The organism is Sporichthya polymorpha DSM 43042 (assembly GCF_000384115.1).
Lineage (GTDB): Bacteria > Actinomycetota > Actinomycetes > Sporichthyales > Sporichthyaceae > Sporichthya > Sporichthya polymorpha.
Window position 1 is genome coordinate 4,279,766 of sequence record NZ_KB913029.1, and the last position, 15,539, is coordinate 4,295,304.

16 protein-coding genes are annotated in these 15,539 nt (G+C 72.8%); 15 read left to right on the forward strand and 1 reads right to left on the reverse strand.

All coding sequences use genetic code 11. The features are described from left to right. The first annotated feature begins 54 nt into the window (after nucleotides 1-54). The 4 genes from SPOPO_RS0120845 to SPOPO_RS0120860 all read left to right on the forward strand — a co-directional run bounded on the left by SPOPO_RS0120845 (nucleotide 55) and on the right by SPOPO_RS0120860 (nucleotide 6,284). Nucleotides 55-2,022: an APC family permease gene (locus SPOPO_RS0120845; protein WP_019876999.1), complete on the forward strand. Its 1,968-nt coding sequence runs from the start codon at nucleotides 55-57 to the stop codon at nucleotides 2,020-2,022. Nucleotides 2,023-2,133: 111 nt separating this feature from the next. After that, nucleotides 2,134-4,098, forward strand: a complete 1,965-nt coding sequence (locus SPOPO_RS0120850; RefSeq protein ID WP_033387009.1) for an APC family permease — start codon at nucleotides 2,134-2,136, stop codon at nucleotides 4,096-4,098. A gap of 21 nt (nucleotides 4,099-4,119) precedes the next feature. Beyond that, on the forward strand, nucleotides 4,120-5,559 hold the full coding sequence (locus SPOPO_RS30860; protein ID WP_019877001.1) for a sensor histidine kinase: 1,440 nt from the start codon (nucleotides 4,120-4,122) through the stop codon (nucleotides 5,557-5,559). Next, entirely contained in the window at nucleotides 5,556-6,284 is a 729-nt protein-coding gene (locus SPOPO_RS0120860; RefSeq protein WP_281168180.1) for a response regulator, read from the forward strand. Before SPOPO_RS30860 ends, SPOPO_RS0120860 begins: the two co-directional genes overlap by 4 nt. On the opposite strand, the gene SPOPO_RS34505 is transcribed toward SPOPO_RS0120860, so the two are convergent. Further along, the gene (locus SPOPO_RS34505; RefSeq protein ID WP_019877003.1) at nucleotides 6,235-7,401 is read right to left on the reverse strand and encodes a hypothetical protein; all 1,167 of its coding nucleotides are present in this window, start codon (nucleotides 7,399-7,401) and stop codon (nucleotides 6,235-6,237) included. The two genes, SPOPO_RS0120860 and SPOPO_RS34505, sit on opposite strands and share 50 nt — an antisense overlap. Nucleotides 7,402-7,590: 189 nt before the next feature. Here SPOPO_RS34505 and rpe point away from each other — a divergent pair, with 189 nt between their 5' ends. The 11 genes from rpe (at nucleotide 7,591) to rpmI (ending at nucleotide 15,526) form a co-directional block, all read left to right on the forward strand. Next, on the forward strand, nucleotides 7,591-8,298 hold the full coding sequence (gene rpe / locus SPOPO_RS0120870; RefSeq protein ID WP_019877004.1) for a ribulose-phosphate 3-epimerase: 708 nt from the start codon (nucleotides 7,591-7,593) through the stop codon (nucleotides 8,296-8,298). Nucleotides 8,299-8,303: 5 nt separating this feature from the next. Then, entirely contained in the window at nucleotides 8,304-9,446 is a 1,143-nt protein-coding gene (ribD, locus tag SPOPO_RS0120875) for a bifunctional diaminohydroxyphosphoribosylaminopyrimidine deaminase/5-amino-6-(5-phosphoribosylamino)uracil reductase RibD (protein WP_019877005.1), read from the forward strand. A 3-nt stretch (nucleotides 9,447-9,449) separates the two neighbouring features. Beyond that, a complete protein-coding gene (locus SPOPO_RS0120880) occupies nucleotides 9,450-10,109 on the forward strand; it encodes a riboflavin synthase (RefSeq protein WP_019877006.1) in 660 nt (219 codons plus the stop codon). Beyond that, the gene (locus SPOPO_RS0120885; RefSeq protein WP_019877009.1) at nucleotides 10,106-11,413 is read left to right on the forward strand and encodes a bifunctional 3,4-dihydroxy-2-butanone-4-phosphate synthase/GTP cyclohydrolase II; all 1,308 of its coding nucleotides are present in this window, start codon (nucleotides 10,106-10,108) and stop codon (nucleotides 11,411-11,413) included. The genes SPOPO_RS0120880 and SPOPO_RS0120885 overlap by 4 nt, the downstream gene beginning before the upstream one ends. A gap of 10 nt (nucleotides 11,414-11,423) precedes the next feature. Further along, nucleotides 11,424-11,909: a 6,7-dimethyl-8-ribityllumazine synthase gene (ribH, locus tag SPOPO_RS0120890; RefSeq protein ID WP_019877010.1), complete on the forward strand. Its 486-nt coding sequence runs from the start codon at nucleotides 11,424-11,426 to the stop codon at nucleotides 11,907-11,909. Between the two features lie 11 nt (nucleotides 11,910-11,920). Further along, entirely contained in the window at nucleotides 11,921-12,184 is a 264-nt protein-coding gene (locus SPOPO_RS0120895; RefSeq protein WP_019877011.1) for a phosphoribosyl-ATP diphosphatase, read from the forward strand. A 75-nt stretch (nucleotides 12,185-12,259) separates the two neighbouring features. Further along, nucleotides 12,260-13,108, forward strand: a complete 849-nt coding sequence (gene hisG / locus SPOPO_RS0120900) for an ATP phosphoribosyltransferase (protein WP_019877012.1) — start codon at nucleotides 12,260-12,262, stop codon at nucleotides 13,106-13,108. 47 nt (nucleotides 13,109-13,155) lie between these two features. Next, on the forward strand, nucleotides 13,156-13,602 hold the full coding sequence (locus SPOPO_RS0120905; protein ID WP_019877013.1) for a PH domain-containing protein: 447 nt from the start codon (nucleotides 13,156-13,158) through the stop codon (nucleotides 13,600-13,602). Nucleotides 13,603-13,640: 38 nt separating this feature from the next. Continuing rightward, on the forward strand, nucleotides 13,641-14,354 hold the full coding sequence (locus SPOPO_RS0120910; protein WP_019877014.1) for an SseB family protein: 714 nt from the start codon (nucleotides 13,641-13,643) through the stop codon (nucleotides 14,352-14,354). A 187-nt stretch (nucleotides 14,355-14,541) separates the two neighbouring features. Further along, nucleotides 14,542-15,219, forward strand: coding sequence for a translation initiation factor IF-3 (infC, locus tag SPOPO_RS0120915; RefSeq protein ID WP_084671381.1), 678 nt, complete (start codon nucleotides 14,542-14,544; stop codon nucleotides 15,217-15,219). Nucleotides 15,220-15,331: 112 nt separating this feature from the next. Continuing rightward, nucleotides 15,332-15,526, forward strand: coding sequence for a 50S ribosomal protein L35 (rpmI, locus tag SPOPO_RS0120920; protein WP_019877016.1), 195 nt, complete (start codon nucleotides 15,332-15,334; stop codon nucleotides 15,524-15,526). The last annotated feature ends 13 nt before the right edge of the window (nucleotides 15,527-15,539 follow it).

The window sequence follows — 15,539 nt, forward strand, 5'->3', positions numbered from 1 at the left end:
TCAAGCCGTGGGGTCGCCTGCGCCGCAGCTGAGCGGTCGTGTTCCATTCTCCCCGTGAGTTTCGCCCGGGTCCCCAAGCGGATCCTGCTGGGGACCCCGATGCGCAGCGACAAGCTCGGGGACACCCTCCTGCGGAAGCGGGTCGGACTGGCGATCTTCGCCTCCGGCCCGCTCTCGTCGGTCGCCTACGCGCCGCAGGAGATCTTCCTCGTGCTCTCGGTCGCCGGAGCGGTGTACTTCCAGGAAGCGGTCTGGTTCGCGCTCGCGATCGGCGTCCTCATGGTCGTCGTCATCTCCTCCTACCGGCAGAGCGTGCGCGAGTACCCCGGCGGCGGCGGTGACTACGACGTCGCGATGGACAACCTCGGCCGCACCGGAGGGCTCACGGTCGCGAGCGCGCTGATCGTCGACTACATCGTCACCGTCGCGGTCTCGGTCTCCGCGGGCGTGGACAACCTCGGGGCCGCCGTCCCCTTCGTGGCCGAGCACCGCGTGCAGACGGCGATCGCGGTCATCGCCGTCCTCATGCTGCTCAACCTGCGCGGGATGGCCGAGTCCGGGTTCTGGTTCGCGATCCCGGCCTACACGTTCGTGGTCGGGGTTCTGGCCCTGATCGGCATCGGGCTGTTCCGCATCCTCGTCCTCGACGACGACGTGAAGGCGCCCAGCGCCGACTACGAGGTGGTCGCGAGCTCCGGCGAGGTCACCGGCCTCGCGCTCGCGTTCCTGGTCGTGCGCGCGTTCTGCGCCGGCGGCGTCGCGCTCGCCGGCGTCGAGCAGTCCGCGAACGGTGTCCCGGCGTTCCGCGAGCCCAAGGGGCGCAACGCTGCAAGCGTCCTGCTGTTCATGGGCGGCATGGCCATCACCATGTTCGCCGGCCTGGTCACGCTGGCGGCCCTGACGGACTTCAAGGTCGCCGACGACCCGGCCACCGAGATCCTCATCGACGGGCAGCCGGCGGGGCCGGGCTACGAGCAGGACCCGATCATCGCCCAGATGGCCGAAGCGGTCTTCGGCGACGGATCGTGGCCGTTCGTGGCCCTCGCCGTCACCACGACGCTGATCCTGTTCTTCGCCGCGAACACCTCGTTCAACGGGTTCCCCCAACTCGGGTCGATCCTCGCGCGCGACCGTTGGCTGCCGGGGCAGCTGCGCCAGCGCGGCGACCGCCTCAGCTACAGCAACAGCATCGTCGCCCTCGCCATCTCCGCGGGCCTGCTCGTCTATGTCGTCGACGCGAACGTCTCGAGCCTTGTCGGCATGTACATCGTCGCGGTCTTCATCTCACTGACGCTGGGTCAGGTCGGGCTCGCGAAGCATTGGACGACACTGCTGCGCGCCGGCACCGAAGCCGTGGCGCGCCGTCGGATGCAGCGTGACCGCGCCGTCAACGTCGTGGGGGCAGTGTTCACGGGAGCAGTCCTCGCGGTGGTCCTCGTCAGTGACTTCCTCGACGGGGCCTGGGTCGTCGTCGCTGCGGTGCCGGTGTTCTTCGCGATGATGCACAAGATCGCGAAGCACTACGACCAGTTGAACTCCGAGCTCACCCCGACCGCGGGCGGCGTCACCCTGCCCAGCCGGATCCACGGGATCGTGCTCGTCTCCAAGCTGCACACCCCGACCCTGCGCGCGCTCGCGTTCGCCCGCGCCACCCGGCCGGACACCCTCGTCGCGCTGACCGTGCAGACCTCGCCGGAGAGCACCGCCGACCTGTTGCGGGAGTGGGCCGCACACGACATCGAGGTGCCGCTCACGGTCCTCGACTCCCCGTACCGGGAGGTCACGCGCCCGGTGCTGGAGTACGTCCGCAACGTGCGCGTCGCGAGCCCGCGCGACGTCATCTGCGTCTTCGTGCCCGAGTACGTGGTCGGCAAGTGGTGGGAGCAACTGCTCCACAACCAGACCCCGCTGCGGCTCAAGGCCCGCCTGCTGTTCCAGCCGGGCGTGATGGTCACCAGCGTCCCCTGGCAGCTGGGCTCGGCCGAACAGCTCGAGGCCCGCCGGACCTACAAGCCGCGCTGATCCGGCCGGGCCCGCGCTGGGCGTTAAGAACCCGTCAGGATCCACCGCTCGCCCGCCAGGGAGCCGTCAAGGGCGGCCCGCGGGGTCGGCCCTGGGGTGTTGGTTGAGGACGTGACGCTGCTCCAGTCCCCGAAACGGCTCCTGCTCGGTTCGCCCCTGCGTTCGGACCGCCTGGGGGAGACCCTGCTGCGCAAGCGGGTCGCGCTGCCGATCTTCGCCTCCGACCCGCTGTCCTCGGTCGCGTACGCCCCGCAGGAGATCTTCCTGGTGCTGTCGGTGGCGGGAGTCACCTACTACTCGTACAGCTTCTGGTTCGCCGTCGCGGTCGCGGTCCTGATGGCGACCGTCGTCGCGTCCTACCGGCAGAACGTGCACGCCTACCCGGGCGGCGGGGGTGACTACGAGGTGGCGAGGCGCAACCTCGGGGAGGCCGGCGGTCTCACCGTCGCGAGTGCGCTGCTCGTCGACTACGTCCTCACGGTCGCGGTGTCCGTCGCGGCCGGCGTCGACAACCTGGCCTCCGCGGTCGGGGCCGTGGGCGAGCACAAGGTCGCCGTGGCGCTCGGCGTGATCACGCTGCTGACGCTGGTGAATTTGCGCGGCGTGAAGGAGGCCGGTCTCGCGTTCGCGCTCCCGACCTACGCCTTCATCGCCGGGGTCCTGACGCTGATCGCCGTCGGGCTGACGAAGGCCTTCGTCCTCGGCGGCGACCTGCGGGCGCCGACGGCCGGGTACGAGATCGTCGCCGAGCACAGCGAACTGACCGGCCTGGCGCTCGTGTTCCTCCTGATGCGCACCTTCGCCTCCGGTTGCGCGGCCCTGACCGGCGTGGAGGCGATCGCGAACGGCGTCCCCGCGTTCCGGGAGCCGAAGAGCCGCAACGCCGCGACCACGCTCCTGGTGATGGGTGCGCTCGCGGTCTCGATGTTCGCGGGCCTGATCCTGCTCGGGCAGCAGTCGGACCTGCGGGTCGCCGAGCACCCGGCGACGGAGATCCTCATCGACGGCGCGCCCGCGGGGCCGGACTACCACCAGGACCCGATCATCGCCCAGGTCGCGGCGGCGGTCTTCGGCGACGGGTCCTTCGCCTTCGTCTACCTCGCGGCCGTGACTGCGCTGATCCTGTTCTTCGCCGCGAACACCGCCTACAACGGCTTCCCGCTGCTCGCCTCGGTCCTGGCGCACGACCACTACCTGCCACGGCAGCTCCGCCAGCGCGGGGACCGCCTCGCGTACAGCAACGGCATCGTCCTGCTCGCGGTGGCGGCCGGCGCCCTGGTCTACGCCTTCGACGCCGACGTCACACGCCTGATCCAGCTGTACATCATCGGCGTCTTCGTCTCGTTCACCCTCGGCCAGACCGGGATGGTGCGGCACTGGACGCGGCTGCTCCGCACCGAGACGAAGCCCGCCCGCCGGTCGCGGATGGTCCGTGCGCGGGTGATCAACTCCGTCGGGCTGTTCTTCACCGGAGCGGTGCTCGTCATCGTGCTCGTGACGAAGTTCACCCACGGTGCGTACCTGGTGCTGATCGCGATGCCGATCCTGTTCGCCGGCATGAAGGGCATCCGGCGCCACTACGACCAGCTCGTCGACGAGCTCACGCCCCCACCCGCCGGGGTGACGCTCCCCAGCCGGATCCACAGCATCGTCCTGATCTCGCGCCTCCACACACCCGCGCTGCGAGCGCTCGCCTTCGCCCGCGCCACCCGGCCGGACACCCTGACGGCGCTGACCGTGCAGATCTCGCCCGCGGCCACGCGCGCGCTGCTCGAGGACTGGGCCCGCCGCGACATCCCGGTCCCGCTGACGGTGCTGGACTCGCCGTACCGCGACGTCATCGGCTCGATCGTCGAGTACGTCCGGGCGCAACGCCGCGAGAGCCCGCGTGACGTCGTCTGCGTGTTCATCCCCGAATACGTCGTCGGTCACTGGTGGGAGCAACTTCTCCACAACCAGACCGCGCTGCGACTCAAGGCTCGGCTGCTGTTCCAGCCGGGGGTGATGGTCACGAGCGTCCCGTGGCAACTCGGGTCGGCGGAGGGTCGCGAGGCGCGCCGTGCGCCGGTTGCCTGACGGGGTGTGAGACTGATTCCCGTGCCGGACGACGGACCCGCGAGCAGCGCGGGAGCGGGACTGCCCCGCACTCGGCGGTGGGCCGCCCTCGCCGCAGCGGCCGCGGTGCTGCCGGCGATGACGGCCGTCATGGTCCGGGTGCGCGAGAACCTGGACCTCGAGAGCGTCCTGCTGCTCTACGTCCTCGCGGTCGTGCTGACCTCGCTCCTCGGGGGCGTGCTGCCGGCCGTGCTCGCGGCGGGCGCCGCCCTGCTGCTCGCCACCCACTGGTTCACCGAGCCGTACGGGGACTGGGACGTCACACACCGCCTCGACGCCATCGCGCTCGTCACGTTCGCGCTCGTCGCCGTCGGAGTCAGCGTGACCGTCGAGCTCGCGGCCCGGGCGCGCGTCGCGGCGGTCCGCGAGCGCGTCGAGGCGGATCTGCTCTCGCGCGTGACCTCCGGCCCGGTCCGGGAGACCTCGCTGACGGATCTTCTCGCCCAGGTCCGCGACACCTTCGGCATGACCTCGGTGGCACTGGTCGCCGGCGCCGGGACCGAGTCGGCCCGAACCGTCGGCCTGGTCGGCCCGGCGCTGACCGGACCACCGGTCATCGCGGCCGACGCCGGGGACGGGCTGCGGCTGGTCGCCGCCGGCCCGGAGCACCTCGCCGCCGACCGCCGCCTGTTCGGCCGCCTCGCCGGGGCGGCGGCGCGGGCCTGGGACGCCCAGCGGCTGGCGGAGGAGGCCGCCCAGGAGGCGGCCCGGGCGCGGGACCTCGCCGAGGTGGACCAGCTCCGCTCGGCACTGCTGGCCGCGGTGGGGCACGACCTGCGCACCCCGCTGGCCGGGATCAAGGCGGCGGTGTCCAGCCTCCGCGCGCCGGACGTCGCGTTCGACGAGGGCGACCGCGCGGAACTGCTCGCCTCGATCGAGGAATCCGCCGACCGCCTCGACGGGCTCGTTGCGAACCTGCTGGCGATGAGCCGGCTCCAGGCGGGCGTGCTGTCGGTGCAGCTGGCCCCCGTCGCCCTCGACGAGGTCGTCGCGCGGGTGCTCCTCGACGGACCGCGGACCGCACCGGTGGACGTCGACGTCCCCGACGACCTGCCCCACGCCTCCACGGACGCGGGGCTCCTCGAACGGGTGGTGGCGAACCTCGTCGACAACGCGTGCCGGTTCGCCTCGGCCGGTACCACGGTGCGCGTCGTCGGACGTGCCACGGCCGACCGCCGCGCGCTGCACCTGGCGGTGGCCGATCACGGGCCCGGCGTTCCGTCCGAGCGGTGGGAGGAGATGTTCACCCCGTTCCAGCGGCTCGACGACCGGCACGGTCCCGGCGTCGGCCTCGGGCTCGCCATCGCGCGCGGCTTCGCGGCGGCGGTCGGCGGCACCCTCGAACCGTCCGCGACCGAGGGCGGCGGCCTCACGATGACACTGACGCTCCCGGCGACGCAGAACCGGGCGGAGCAGACGTGACGCAGCGTCAGGAATCAGCGGGAACGGGTCGGGCCTGCGTGCTCGTGATCGACGATGACGCCACCCTGCGCCGGGCGCTGGGCATCAACCTGCGGGCCCGCGGCTACGAGATGCTCGACGCGGCCGACGGCACAACCGCCCTCGCCGTCGCGGCTCGCCGGCCGCCCGACGTGGTGATTCTCGACCTCGGGCTGCCGGACCTCGACGGCGTGGAGGTCATCCACGGCCTGCGCGGCTGGTGCCACGCGCCGATCGTCGTGCTCTCGGCCCGGGAGGACCAGGCGCAGAAGGTCGCGGCGCTCGACGCCGGCGCGGACGACTACGTCACCAAGCCGTTCGGCATGGACGAGTTGCTCGCACGCATCCGGGTGGCCCTGCGCCGCCCCGCCGTCCCGGCGGACGAGAGCGCGCCGGTCGTCACCACCCCGGACTTCACCGTCGACCTCGCGGCCCGGCGGGTGACCACCGCGGGGGGCGAGGAGGTCCGCCTGACCCCGACCGAGTGGGCGCTGCTCGAGGTCCTGGTCCGGCACCCCGGCCGCCACGTCCCGTCGCGCATGCTGCTGCAGGAGGTCTGGGGGCCGGCGTACGGCACCGAGACGAACTACCTGCGCGTGTACGTGGCGCAGTTGCGCCGCAAGCTCGAACCCGACCCGGCCCGTCCGCGGTACCTGATCACCGACCCGGGGATGGGATACCACTTCGCACCCGCCGACCCGCGCTGATCCGGGCCGCCCGCTTCGTCGCGGCCCCGCCCGTCGTCGCGGAGTCGCGGTTCTTGGCGCCCGGGAGGGTGAACGAGATCGCGATCTCGCCCGGACCGGAGACCGAGCCCGGCCCGATCTCGGCCTTGCTCAGCCGGACCCCGGGTCCGGCGCTGGCGACGAAGCCGCTGCCGCCGCCCCCGCCGCCGCTGACCATCTGCAGGTCGGCCGGCGAGATCGCATCGGTGGGGACGCTCGTCCCGCCGCCGCCCCCGCCGAAGAAGCCGCCACCGCCACCGCCCCCGCCACCGGGGGCGGACAGCGACGCGGCGCCGAGACCGCCGACCCCCTGCTCACCGTCCCGCCCGCCGGGGCCGCCGGCGCCGCCGCCCGAGGTCAGCCCGCCCTGGCCCCGGTTGGGTCCGCCGTTGCCGGGGTCGCCCTCAGGACCGCCACCGCCGCCACCGGCGCCGCCCGGCGTCCCGCTGTAGGTGCCCCCGCCCCCGCCGCCGCCACCGGCCGCGAGCAGCGGCACCGCGACCTGCGGGAGCGTGGTGTGGGCCATCACGAACGACCCGCCTCCGCCGCCGCCCCCGCCGCCGCCGAACTGGTTGAACGGGTCGCAGACATCGGTGCTCGGGTCGAGCTGCACGGTGCCGCCGGGCGCCCCGCCGTTCACCCCACCGGCTCCACCGGTGATGCCGTTCGCGGACGAGCCGATTCCGCCGACGTAGAGGTCGAGCACCTGCCCGGGTTCGACGTTGAGGACCGCTCGAGCGGTACCGCCGAGGCCGCCCGGCGCGCCGGTCACGGTCCGGGCACGGGGGAGCGAGAGCGTGCCCTCGGTGCAGTCGCTCTGCTGGTCCGCATCGCCCGGTCCGCCGGAACCACCGCGGGCCCCGACGACGAGGTTGACCACGCCGGCGGGGACGGTGAAGACCGTCGCGATCGCCGAGGGTTCGGTGAACAGGCACTGGACGGCCCGCCCGCTCGCGGTGCACTCGGCGGGCAGCGGCGCGCGGGGTGCGGCGCCGGCCGGGGGAGCGGTCGTGGCCACGAGGAGCGGTACCAGCAGCGGACCGAGAATCCACGGCCGGGACGACCCACCGACCCTGCCCCGCATCACCCGCTGTGCCATGGCGATCCTCCCCGGTGGCGCTCAAGCTAGTCGAGACGTGCCCGTGTCATCAGGGTCCACACGAGCGATTCGCCACCAGGTAAGGGCATTTCCGGTCAAGAAGTCCGCACGGTGATCCGGCGGCGCGGTGAGATCCGGCTGTGGTCGCGGCCTCGCCCGCGACCGGTCTGCCGATACGCTCCCGGTCCCATGGGTGTGCAGATCTCGCCGAGCATCCTCTCGGCCGACTTCTCCCGGCTGGCCGAGGAGTGCGACCGCGTCGCCGGGGCGGCGGACTGGCTCCACGTCGACGTCATGGACAACCACTTCGTGCCGAACCTGACGCTGGGCCTGCCGATCGTCGAGTCGCTCCTCAAGCGCGTCAGCACGCCGGTCGACTGCCACCTGATGATCGCCGACCCGGACCGCTGGGCCCCCGGGTACGCCGAGGCCGGCGCCGGCTCGGTGACGTTCCACGTCGAGGCCGCCCACGCCCCGATCCGGTTGGCCCGCGCGATCCGCGCCGCCGGCGCCCGGGCCGGGATGGCGCTCAAGCCCGCCACCGACGTCGAGGGCTACGCCGACCTGCTGCCCGAGCTCGACATGGTGCTGATCATGACCGTCGAACCCGGTTTCGGCGGCCAGGCGTTCCTCGACGTCGTCCTGCCGAAGATTCGCCGAGCCCGCGAGCTCATCGCCGGCCGCGACCTCGACCTGTGGCTGCAGGTCGACGGCGGGGTCTCCGCGAGCACGATCGAGCGGTGCGCCGAGGCCGGGGCCGACGTGTTCGTCGCCGGGTCCGCGGTCTACGGCGCGGACGACCCGGCCGAGGCCGTGCGCCGGCTCCGCGCGCAGGCCGAGACCGCCACCGCGGCGGCGCCCTGGGCGAAGTCCGCCGAGTCCGCGGGTCCGGAGTAGGACCGATGGCGTCACCGGCCGAGTACGCGGCGATGCGCCGTGCCCTGGCGCTGGCCGGGCGCGGGCTCGGGACGACCAGCCCGAACCCGGTCGTCGGCGCCGTGGTGCTCGACATCGTCGGCACCGTGGTCGGCGAGGGCTTCCACGTGAAGGCCGGGAGCCCGCACGCCGAGGTCCTCGCGCTGGCCGCCGCCGGCTCGCGGGCGCAGAACGGCACCTGCGTCGTCACGCTCGAACCCTGCAACCACACCGGCCGGACGCCGCCGTGCGTCCAGGCCCTGCTGGACGCCGGCATCGCGCGCGTCGTCATCGCGGTCCGCGACCCGTTCGCGCCGGCGGCCGGGGGCGTCGAGGCCCTGCGCGCGGCCGGGCTCGAGGTCGAGGTCGGCGTCCTGGCGGCCGAGGCCGAGCGGGTCAACGAGGCCTGGCTGACCTCGGTCCGCGCCGGCCGGCCCTTCGTCACCTGGAAGTACGCCGCGAGCCTCGACGGTCGCTCCGCCGCCGCCGACGGCACCAGTCAATGGATCACCGGCCCCGCGGCCCGCGCCGACGTGCACCGGCTCCGCGCCGAGTGCGACGCGGTGCTCGTCGGCTCCGGCACCGTGCTCGCCGACGACCCGGCCCTGACCGTCCGCGACGCCCCGGTCCGCCACGGCCAGCCGCTGCGGGTCGTCCTCGACTCGGCCCTGCGCACGCCGCCGACCGCGCAGGTCCTCGACGACACGGCGCCGACGCTGATCTTCAAGGCCCCGGGTGCGGTGGACGGCGACCCGCGCCTGTACGAGGGCGCCAAGATCGTGACGGTCCCTCAGGCGCCCGATGGCACCGGCGTCGACCTGCACGCGGTCCTGGCCGAACTGCACTCCCGCCAGGTCGTCTCGGTCCTCCTCGAGGGCGGCCCGCGGCTCGCCGGGTCGTTCCTGGCGGCCGGTCTGGTCGACCGCGTCGTCGGCTACGTCGCCCCGGTCCTGATCGGCGGCGACGGTCTACCGGCCCTGGCCGGCCCCGGCGCCCCGACGATCGAGGCCGCCCGCCGTTTCCGGCTCGACGAGATCACCCCCGTGGGCCCGGACGTCCGCCTCGTGGCCCGGCCGGTGGTCCCGAGCCCGCCCCGCGAACCGGCCGTCGAGAATTCAGTGGAGAATTGAGCGATGTTCACGGGCATCGTCGAGGAACTCGGTGAGGTTCTCGGCCTCGAAAACCTGAGCGAGGACGCCGCGCGGCTGACGTTGCGCGGCCCGCTGGTCTGCGGCGACGCCCGGCACGGGGACTCCATCGCCGTCAACGGCGTCTGCCTGACGGTCGTCGACGTCGTCGACGGCGCGTTCACCGCCGACGTCATGAAGGAGACGCTCGACCGGTCCGCGCTCGGCGCCCTGGGCTCGGGCTCGCCGGTGAACCTGGAGCGGGCGGTGACGATGGCGACCCGCCTCGGCGGCCACCTCGTCCAGGGTCACGTGGACGGCGTGGGGGAGGTCCTCTCGCGGCGCCCGGCCGAGCACTGGGAGCTGGTCGAGATCAGCCTCCCGGCGTCCCTGGAGCGCTACGTCGTCGAGAAGGGCTCGATCGCCGTCGACGGGGTCTCGCTGACCGTCGCCGCCCTCGGTCCGGGCTCGTTCACCGTCAGCCTGATCCCCACCACCCTGGCGGCGACTACGCTGGGCCGACGAGCGCCCGGCGACCAGGTCAATCTCGAGGTCGACGTGCTCGCCAAGCACGTCGAGCGGCTGCTCCACCTCGACCAGCCGGTCGAGGGCAGCACCGAGGACCGGGTCGACGGCACGGTTTCTGGACGCGGAGGTGACCGATGACGGCCGAACAGGCCGGGGCACCCCCCGCCGACCCCGGATTCACGTTCGACTCGATCGAGCGCGCCGTCGCCGACCTGCGGGCCGGCAAGGCGATCGTGGTGGTCGACGACGAGGACCGCGAGAACGAGGGCGACCTGATCTTCGCGGCGTCCAAGGCGACCCCGGAGCTCGTGGCCTTCATGGTCCGGTACACCTCCGGTGTCATCTGCGTCGCGATGCCCGGCCCCGAGCTCGACCGGCTCGGCCTGCCCCCGATGACGATGGTCAACGAGGACCGCAAGCAGACGGCCTACGCGGTCTCCGTCGACGCCCGGGACGGCATCTCCACCGGCATCTCGGCCAAGGACCGCGCGCGGACCATCAAGGTGCTCTGCGACTCGGCCACCGAGCCCTGGGAGCTGACCCGGCCGGGCCACGTCTTCCCGCTCCGCGCCGTCGAGGGCGGCGTGCTGCGCCGTCCGGGCCACACCGAGGCCTCGGTCGACCTCGCCCGCATGGCCGGGCTGACCGCGGCGGGCGTGATCTGCGAGATCGTCAACGAGGACGGGTCGATGGCCCGCCTGCCCGAGCTCGCGAAGTTCGCCACCGAGCACGACCTCGCGTTGATCTCCATCGCGGACCTGGTCAACTACCGCCGTCGCGTCGAGTCGCAGGTGAGCCGCCTGGCCAAGACCCGTCTGCCCACGGTGCTGGGGGAGTTCCAGGCCTTCGCGTACGCCGATTCCGGCGCCGCCCACACCGAGGACGAGCACGTCGCCCTCGTGCGCGGTGACATCGCGGGCGGCGAGGGCGTGCTGGTCCGCGTGCACTCCGAGTGCCTCACCGGTGACGCGTTCGGCTCGCTGCGCTGCGACTGTGGCCCCCAGCTGCGCTCCGCGCTCGCGCGGATCAACAAGGAGGGCCGCGGCGTCGTGGTCTACCTGCGCGGACAGGAGGGCCGCGGCATCGGCCTGGCCCACAAGCTGCGGGCGTACGAGCTGCAGGACGCCGGCCGCGACACCGTCGACGCCAACCTCGACCTCGGCCTGCCGGTCGACGCCCGCGACTACGGCGTCGGCGCGCAGATCCTGCTCGACCTCGGGGTCCGCTCGGTGCGCCTGATCACGAACAACCCCGCGAAGTGCCGCGGTCTGGAGTACTACGGCGTGCCGGTGCTCTCCCGTGTCCCCTCGATCATCGAACCGACCCCCGAGAACGTGCACTACCTGCGGACGAAGCGGGAGCGCATGGGCCACGACATCCCGGAGGCCGACATCTGCGGCGAGCACGACGACAGCGCCGGACCCTGGACGCCGTTCACGTGAGCGGGTCGGCATGAGCGGAGCAGGAGCACCCAAGCTCGACCCGACCGAGCTCGGCGACGTCGCCGGCCTGCGGGTCGCCATCGTCGCCGCGCAGTGGCACGCCGAGGTGATCGACGGCCTCCTCGACGGCACGCACCGCGCCCTCAAGGAAGCCGGCCTGGAGGCGACCACGCTGCTGCGCGTCCCCGGCGCGTTCGAGCTGCCCGTGGCGGCCCGCCGCCTGGCGGCGTCGCACGACGCCGTCGTGGCGCTGGGTGTCGTGGTCCGCGGTGGCACCCCGCACTTCGAGTACGTCTGCCAGGCGGCGACGCTCGGCCTGACGCAGGTGGCGGTCGAGACCGGCGTGCCGGTCGGTTTCGGGCTCCTGACCACGGACAACGACGAGCAGGCCTTCGCCCGCAGCGGCCTCCCGGGTTCGTCCGAGGACAAGGGGTACGAGGCCGCGCAGGCGGCCGTGCAGACCGCGGCGGCGCTGCGCGCGCACCCGCTCACGTAGCCTGTCCCCCCGTGAAGACGTTCGACGGGCTGTTCGCGGAGCTCACGGCGAAGGCGGCCCAGGGTGACCCCGCGTCAGGGACGGTGCAGGCCCTGGAGCGGGGCGTGCACTTCATCGGCAAGAAGGTCGTCGAGGAGGCCGCCGAGTCCTGGATGGCCGCCGAGCACGAGGGTGCCGACCGCGCCGCCGAGGAGATCTCGCAGCTGCTGTACCACGTCCAGGTCCTGATGCTGGCCACGGGCCTGACGCTGGACGACGTATACGCTCATCTGTGACCGCGGTACGAAAAGGGTGTCACCCTTTTCGTGCATCGCCCCCGTCGCTCGATCCCCGGAAAGGGGCCGTTTCCCATGCTCCGCGTCGCCGTGCCGAACAAGGGCTCGCTGTCCGAGCCCGCGGCCGCCATGCTGCGCGAGGCCGGCTACCGGCAGCGCGGCGACGGTCGTGAGCTGGTCCTCCAGGACCCGGACAACGGTGTCGAGTTCTTCTTCCTCCGCCCGCGGGACATCGCGGTCTACGTCGGCTCCGGCCGGCTGGACGTCGGCATCACCGGCCGCGACCTGCTGCTCGATTCCGGCGCACCGGCCGAGGAGGTCCTCGAGCTCGGCTTCGGCGGCTCGACCTTCCGCTTCGCGGCCCTGCCCGGCACCGCCGACGCGGGCGTCAGTGCCCTCGGCGGCCTGCGCGTGGCGACCTCGTTCCCCGGCCTGGTGGCCAAGCACCTGGCCGAGGCCGGCGTCAGCGCCGAGGTGATCCGGCTCGACGGCGCCGTCGAGACCTCGATCCAGCTCGGGGTGGCGGACGTCATCGCCGACGTCGTCGAGACCGGCACCACCCTGCGCCAGGCCGGCCTGGTCGTGATCGGCGACCCGATCCTGCACTCCGAGGCGGTCCTGGTCCGCCGCATCGGCGCCGGTGCCGCGACCGGGTACGACCAGCTCGTGCGCCGGCTGCAGGGCGTGCTCGTCGCCCGCCGCTACGTGCTCATGGACTACGACTGCCCGGTGGAGGCGGTCGAGGCGGCGGTGGCGATCACCCCCGGCTTCGAGTCGCCCACCGTCTCGCCGCTGCGCGACAAGAACTGGGTCGCGGTCCGGGCGATGGTCCCCAAGCGGGACGCGCAGCGCCTGATGGACGACCTCTGGGAGGTCGGCGCCCGCGCGATCCTCGTGACCGACATCCACGCCTGCCGGCTCTGACGCTGCGTCAGGTCCAGTCAGGTCGAGGTTGAGGTCGGGCCGAGTCGATGAGCACATCCCTGCCGCACACCTGGCGGCCCCGAAAGGCACGCATCTGGTGCTACGCGATCGCGACGTTCATGCTCGTCGTCCTCGGCATCGTCGCGGTGATCCTGCCCGACGACGGGGCGCGCGCCTGGAACCTGCCGTCGCGCATCGGGGTTTTCGCCGTCGGCGTCGGGCTGGCCGCGTTCCTGCACCGGCACGCGAACGTCCGCGTTCTGGCCACCGACGCGGGGCTTGAGGTCGTCAACCTGTTCCGTCGCCACCAGCTCGCCTGGGGGGAGGTGCTCAGCGTCCGCCTGCGCCGCGGCGACCCCTGGGTCTACCTCGACCTCTCCAACGGCGAGACGATCGCGGCGATGGGCATCCAGAACTCCGACGGGGCCGCCGCCCCCGCCGCCGCGCGCGCCCTCGCGGAGCTGGTCCACGAACGCTCCCGAGACGGGCTCTGAGACAGCGAAAGCCTTCGCGTCCGCGCTAATCTCGCGCGGTGCAGCGCTCCATCCCCGACCCCGGATTCTTCGGCGACGACGGCTCCGCCGACCCGACCCTCGCCGCGGCGCTCGCCGCCTGGGCGGCCGGGGGACCGCCCGGCCCCGTCCACGCGGCGCTGGTCGGCGGCCGCGTGCTGGTTCCGGTCGTCGCCCGCGCGGTGAACGTCGACGTCATCACCGGGGCGGACAAGGAGACCGACATGATGCTGGTCACCATTCAGGGGGAGGACGGCCGCACCGCGCTCCCGGCCTTCACCAGCCTCGCTGCGCTCGTCGACTGGAACCCCGAGGCGCGTCCCGTCCCGGTCGCCGCCACCACCGCCTGCCTGTCGACCGTCGCCGAGCAGGGGGATCTGCTCGTCCTCGACCCCGGGGGGCCGGTGACGTTCCCGGTCGAGGGCCCGGCGCTGCGCGCGCTGGCGCAGGGCCGCGTGCCCCTCCCGCCGCTGGAGGACCCGGAGGTCACGGCCGCCGTCGAGGTCGTCGTCGCGGCCGAGCCCGCGGTGACCCGGTTCCGCCTCGCCCCGTCGCCGAGCGCCGACGCCGTGCTGGTGTTCGCGGTGACCGCCGGCTCCGACCCGGTCACCGTGGCCCAGGGTCTGGCCGGTGCGCTCGCCGAGCACCCGATCCTGCGCGAACGACTCGACCTCGGCCTGGAACTCGCCCTGGCGGCGCCCGAATCGCACAGTGACCGCACAGTGATACGCTGACGGCGACCCACTCGGTCCTGTTTCGGCAGGTCCGGAGCACAAGTGGAGCCCGACTCCCACCCGCATCGACCGCGTCAGGTCGTCGGGTCCCGGTCAGAACAGCCCCTCGGGGTTGTTTGCGCACGATCCCGCTCCGGTGGGGACGTGTGCCGGGTCGTCGGCTTCCGCGAGTGCGCGGAAGCTTTTTTTGTGCCTTTCGCCCCGGGTCGCAGACGAGAAGTTTTTCCGAGGAGGCACTATCAGCGCAGAGCCGCGCATCAACGACCGGATCCGCGTGCCGGAGGTCCGGCTGGTCGGCCCCAACGGCGAGCAGGTCGGCATCGTGCCGATCCAGAAGGCCATGGAGCTGGCCCGCGAGGCCGATCTCGACCTGGTCGAGGTCGCCCCGATGGCCCGACCGCCCGTCGCCAAGCTCATGGACTACGGCAAGTTCAAGTACGAGTCGGCCATGAAGGCGCGCGAGGCCCGGCGCAACCAGGCGCAGACGATCGTCAAAGAGATGAAGCTGCGCCCGAAGATCGACCCCCACGACTACGAGACCAAGAAGGGCCATGTCGTCCGGTTCCTCAAGGCCGGCGACAAGGTCAAGATCACGATCATGTTCCGTGGACGCGAGCAGTCGCGGCCGGAGCTCGGTTACCGCCTCCTGCAGCGGCTGGCGGAGGACGTGACGGAGCTCGGCTTCGTCGAGTTCGCGCCCCGGCAGGACGGCCGCAACATGATCATGGTGCTGGCCCCGACGAAGAAGAAGTCCGAGGCGATGGCCGAGGCTCGCGCCGAGCGCGCGGCGCGGAAGGACCGCGACGGCGAGTCCGACGCGCCGGAGGCGGCCGAGACCGAGGTGGACACCGCTCCGGCGGAGTGAGACGCCACCGGCACGCGCGGGTCGGACCCGTTCCGACCCGCGTCCTGCACGACCCGCCCGGCCGGGCATCCTGCCTGGCCGAGTACGGCTGAGATCGAGGAGAGACGGCACCATGCCGAAGGTCAAGACGCACAGCGGCGCGAGCAAGCGCTTCAAGATCACCGGGACCGGCAAGGTCATGCGCGAGCGTGCGAACCGCCGTCACCTGTTCGAGTACAAGTCCTCGCGGCGCACCCGTCGCCTCGCCATGGAGGCCGAGATGGTCCCCGGCGACGCGAAGCGCATCAAGAAGATGCTCAAGAAGTAGCGCCTCGCGCACT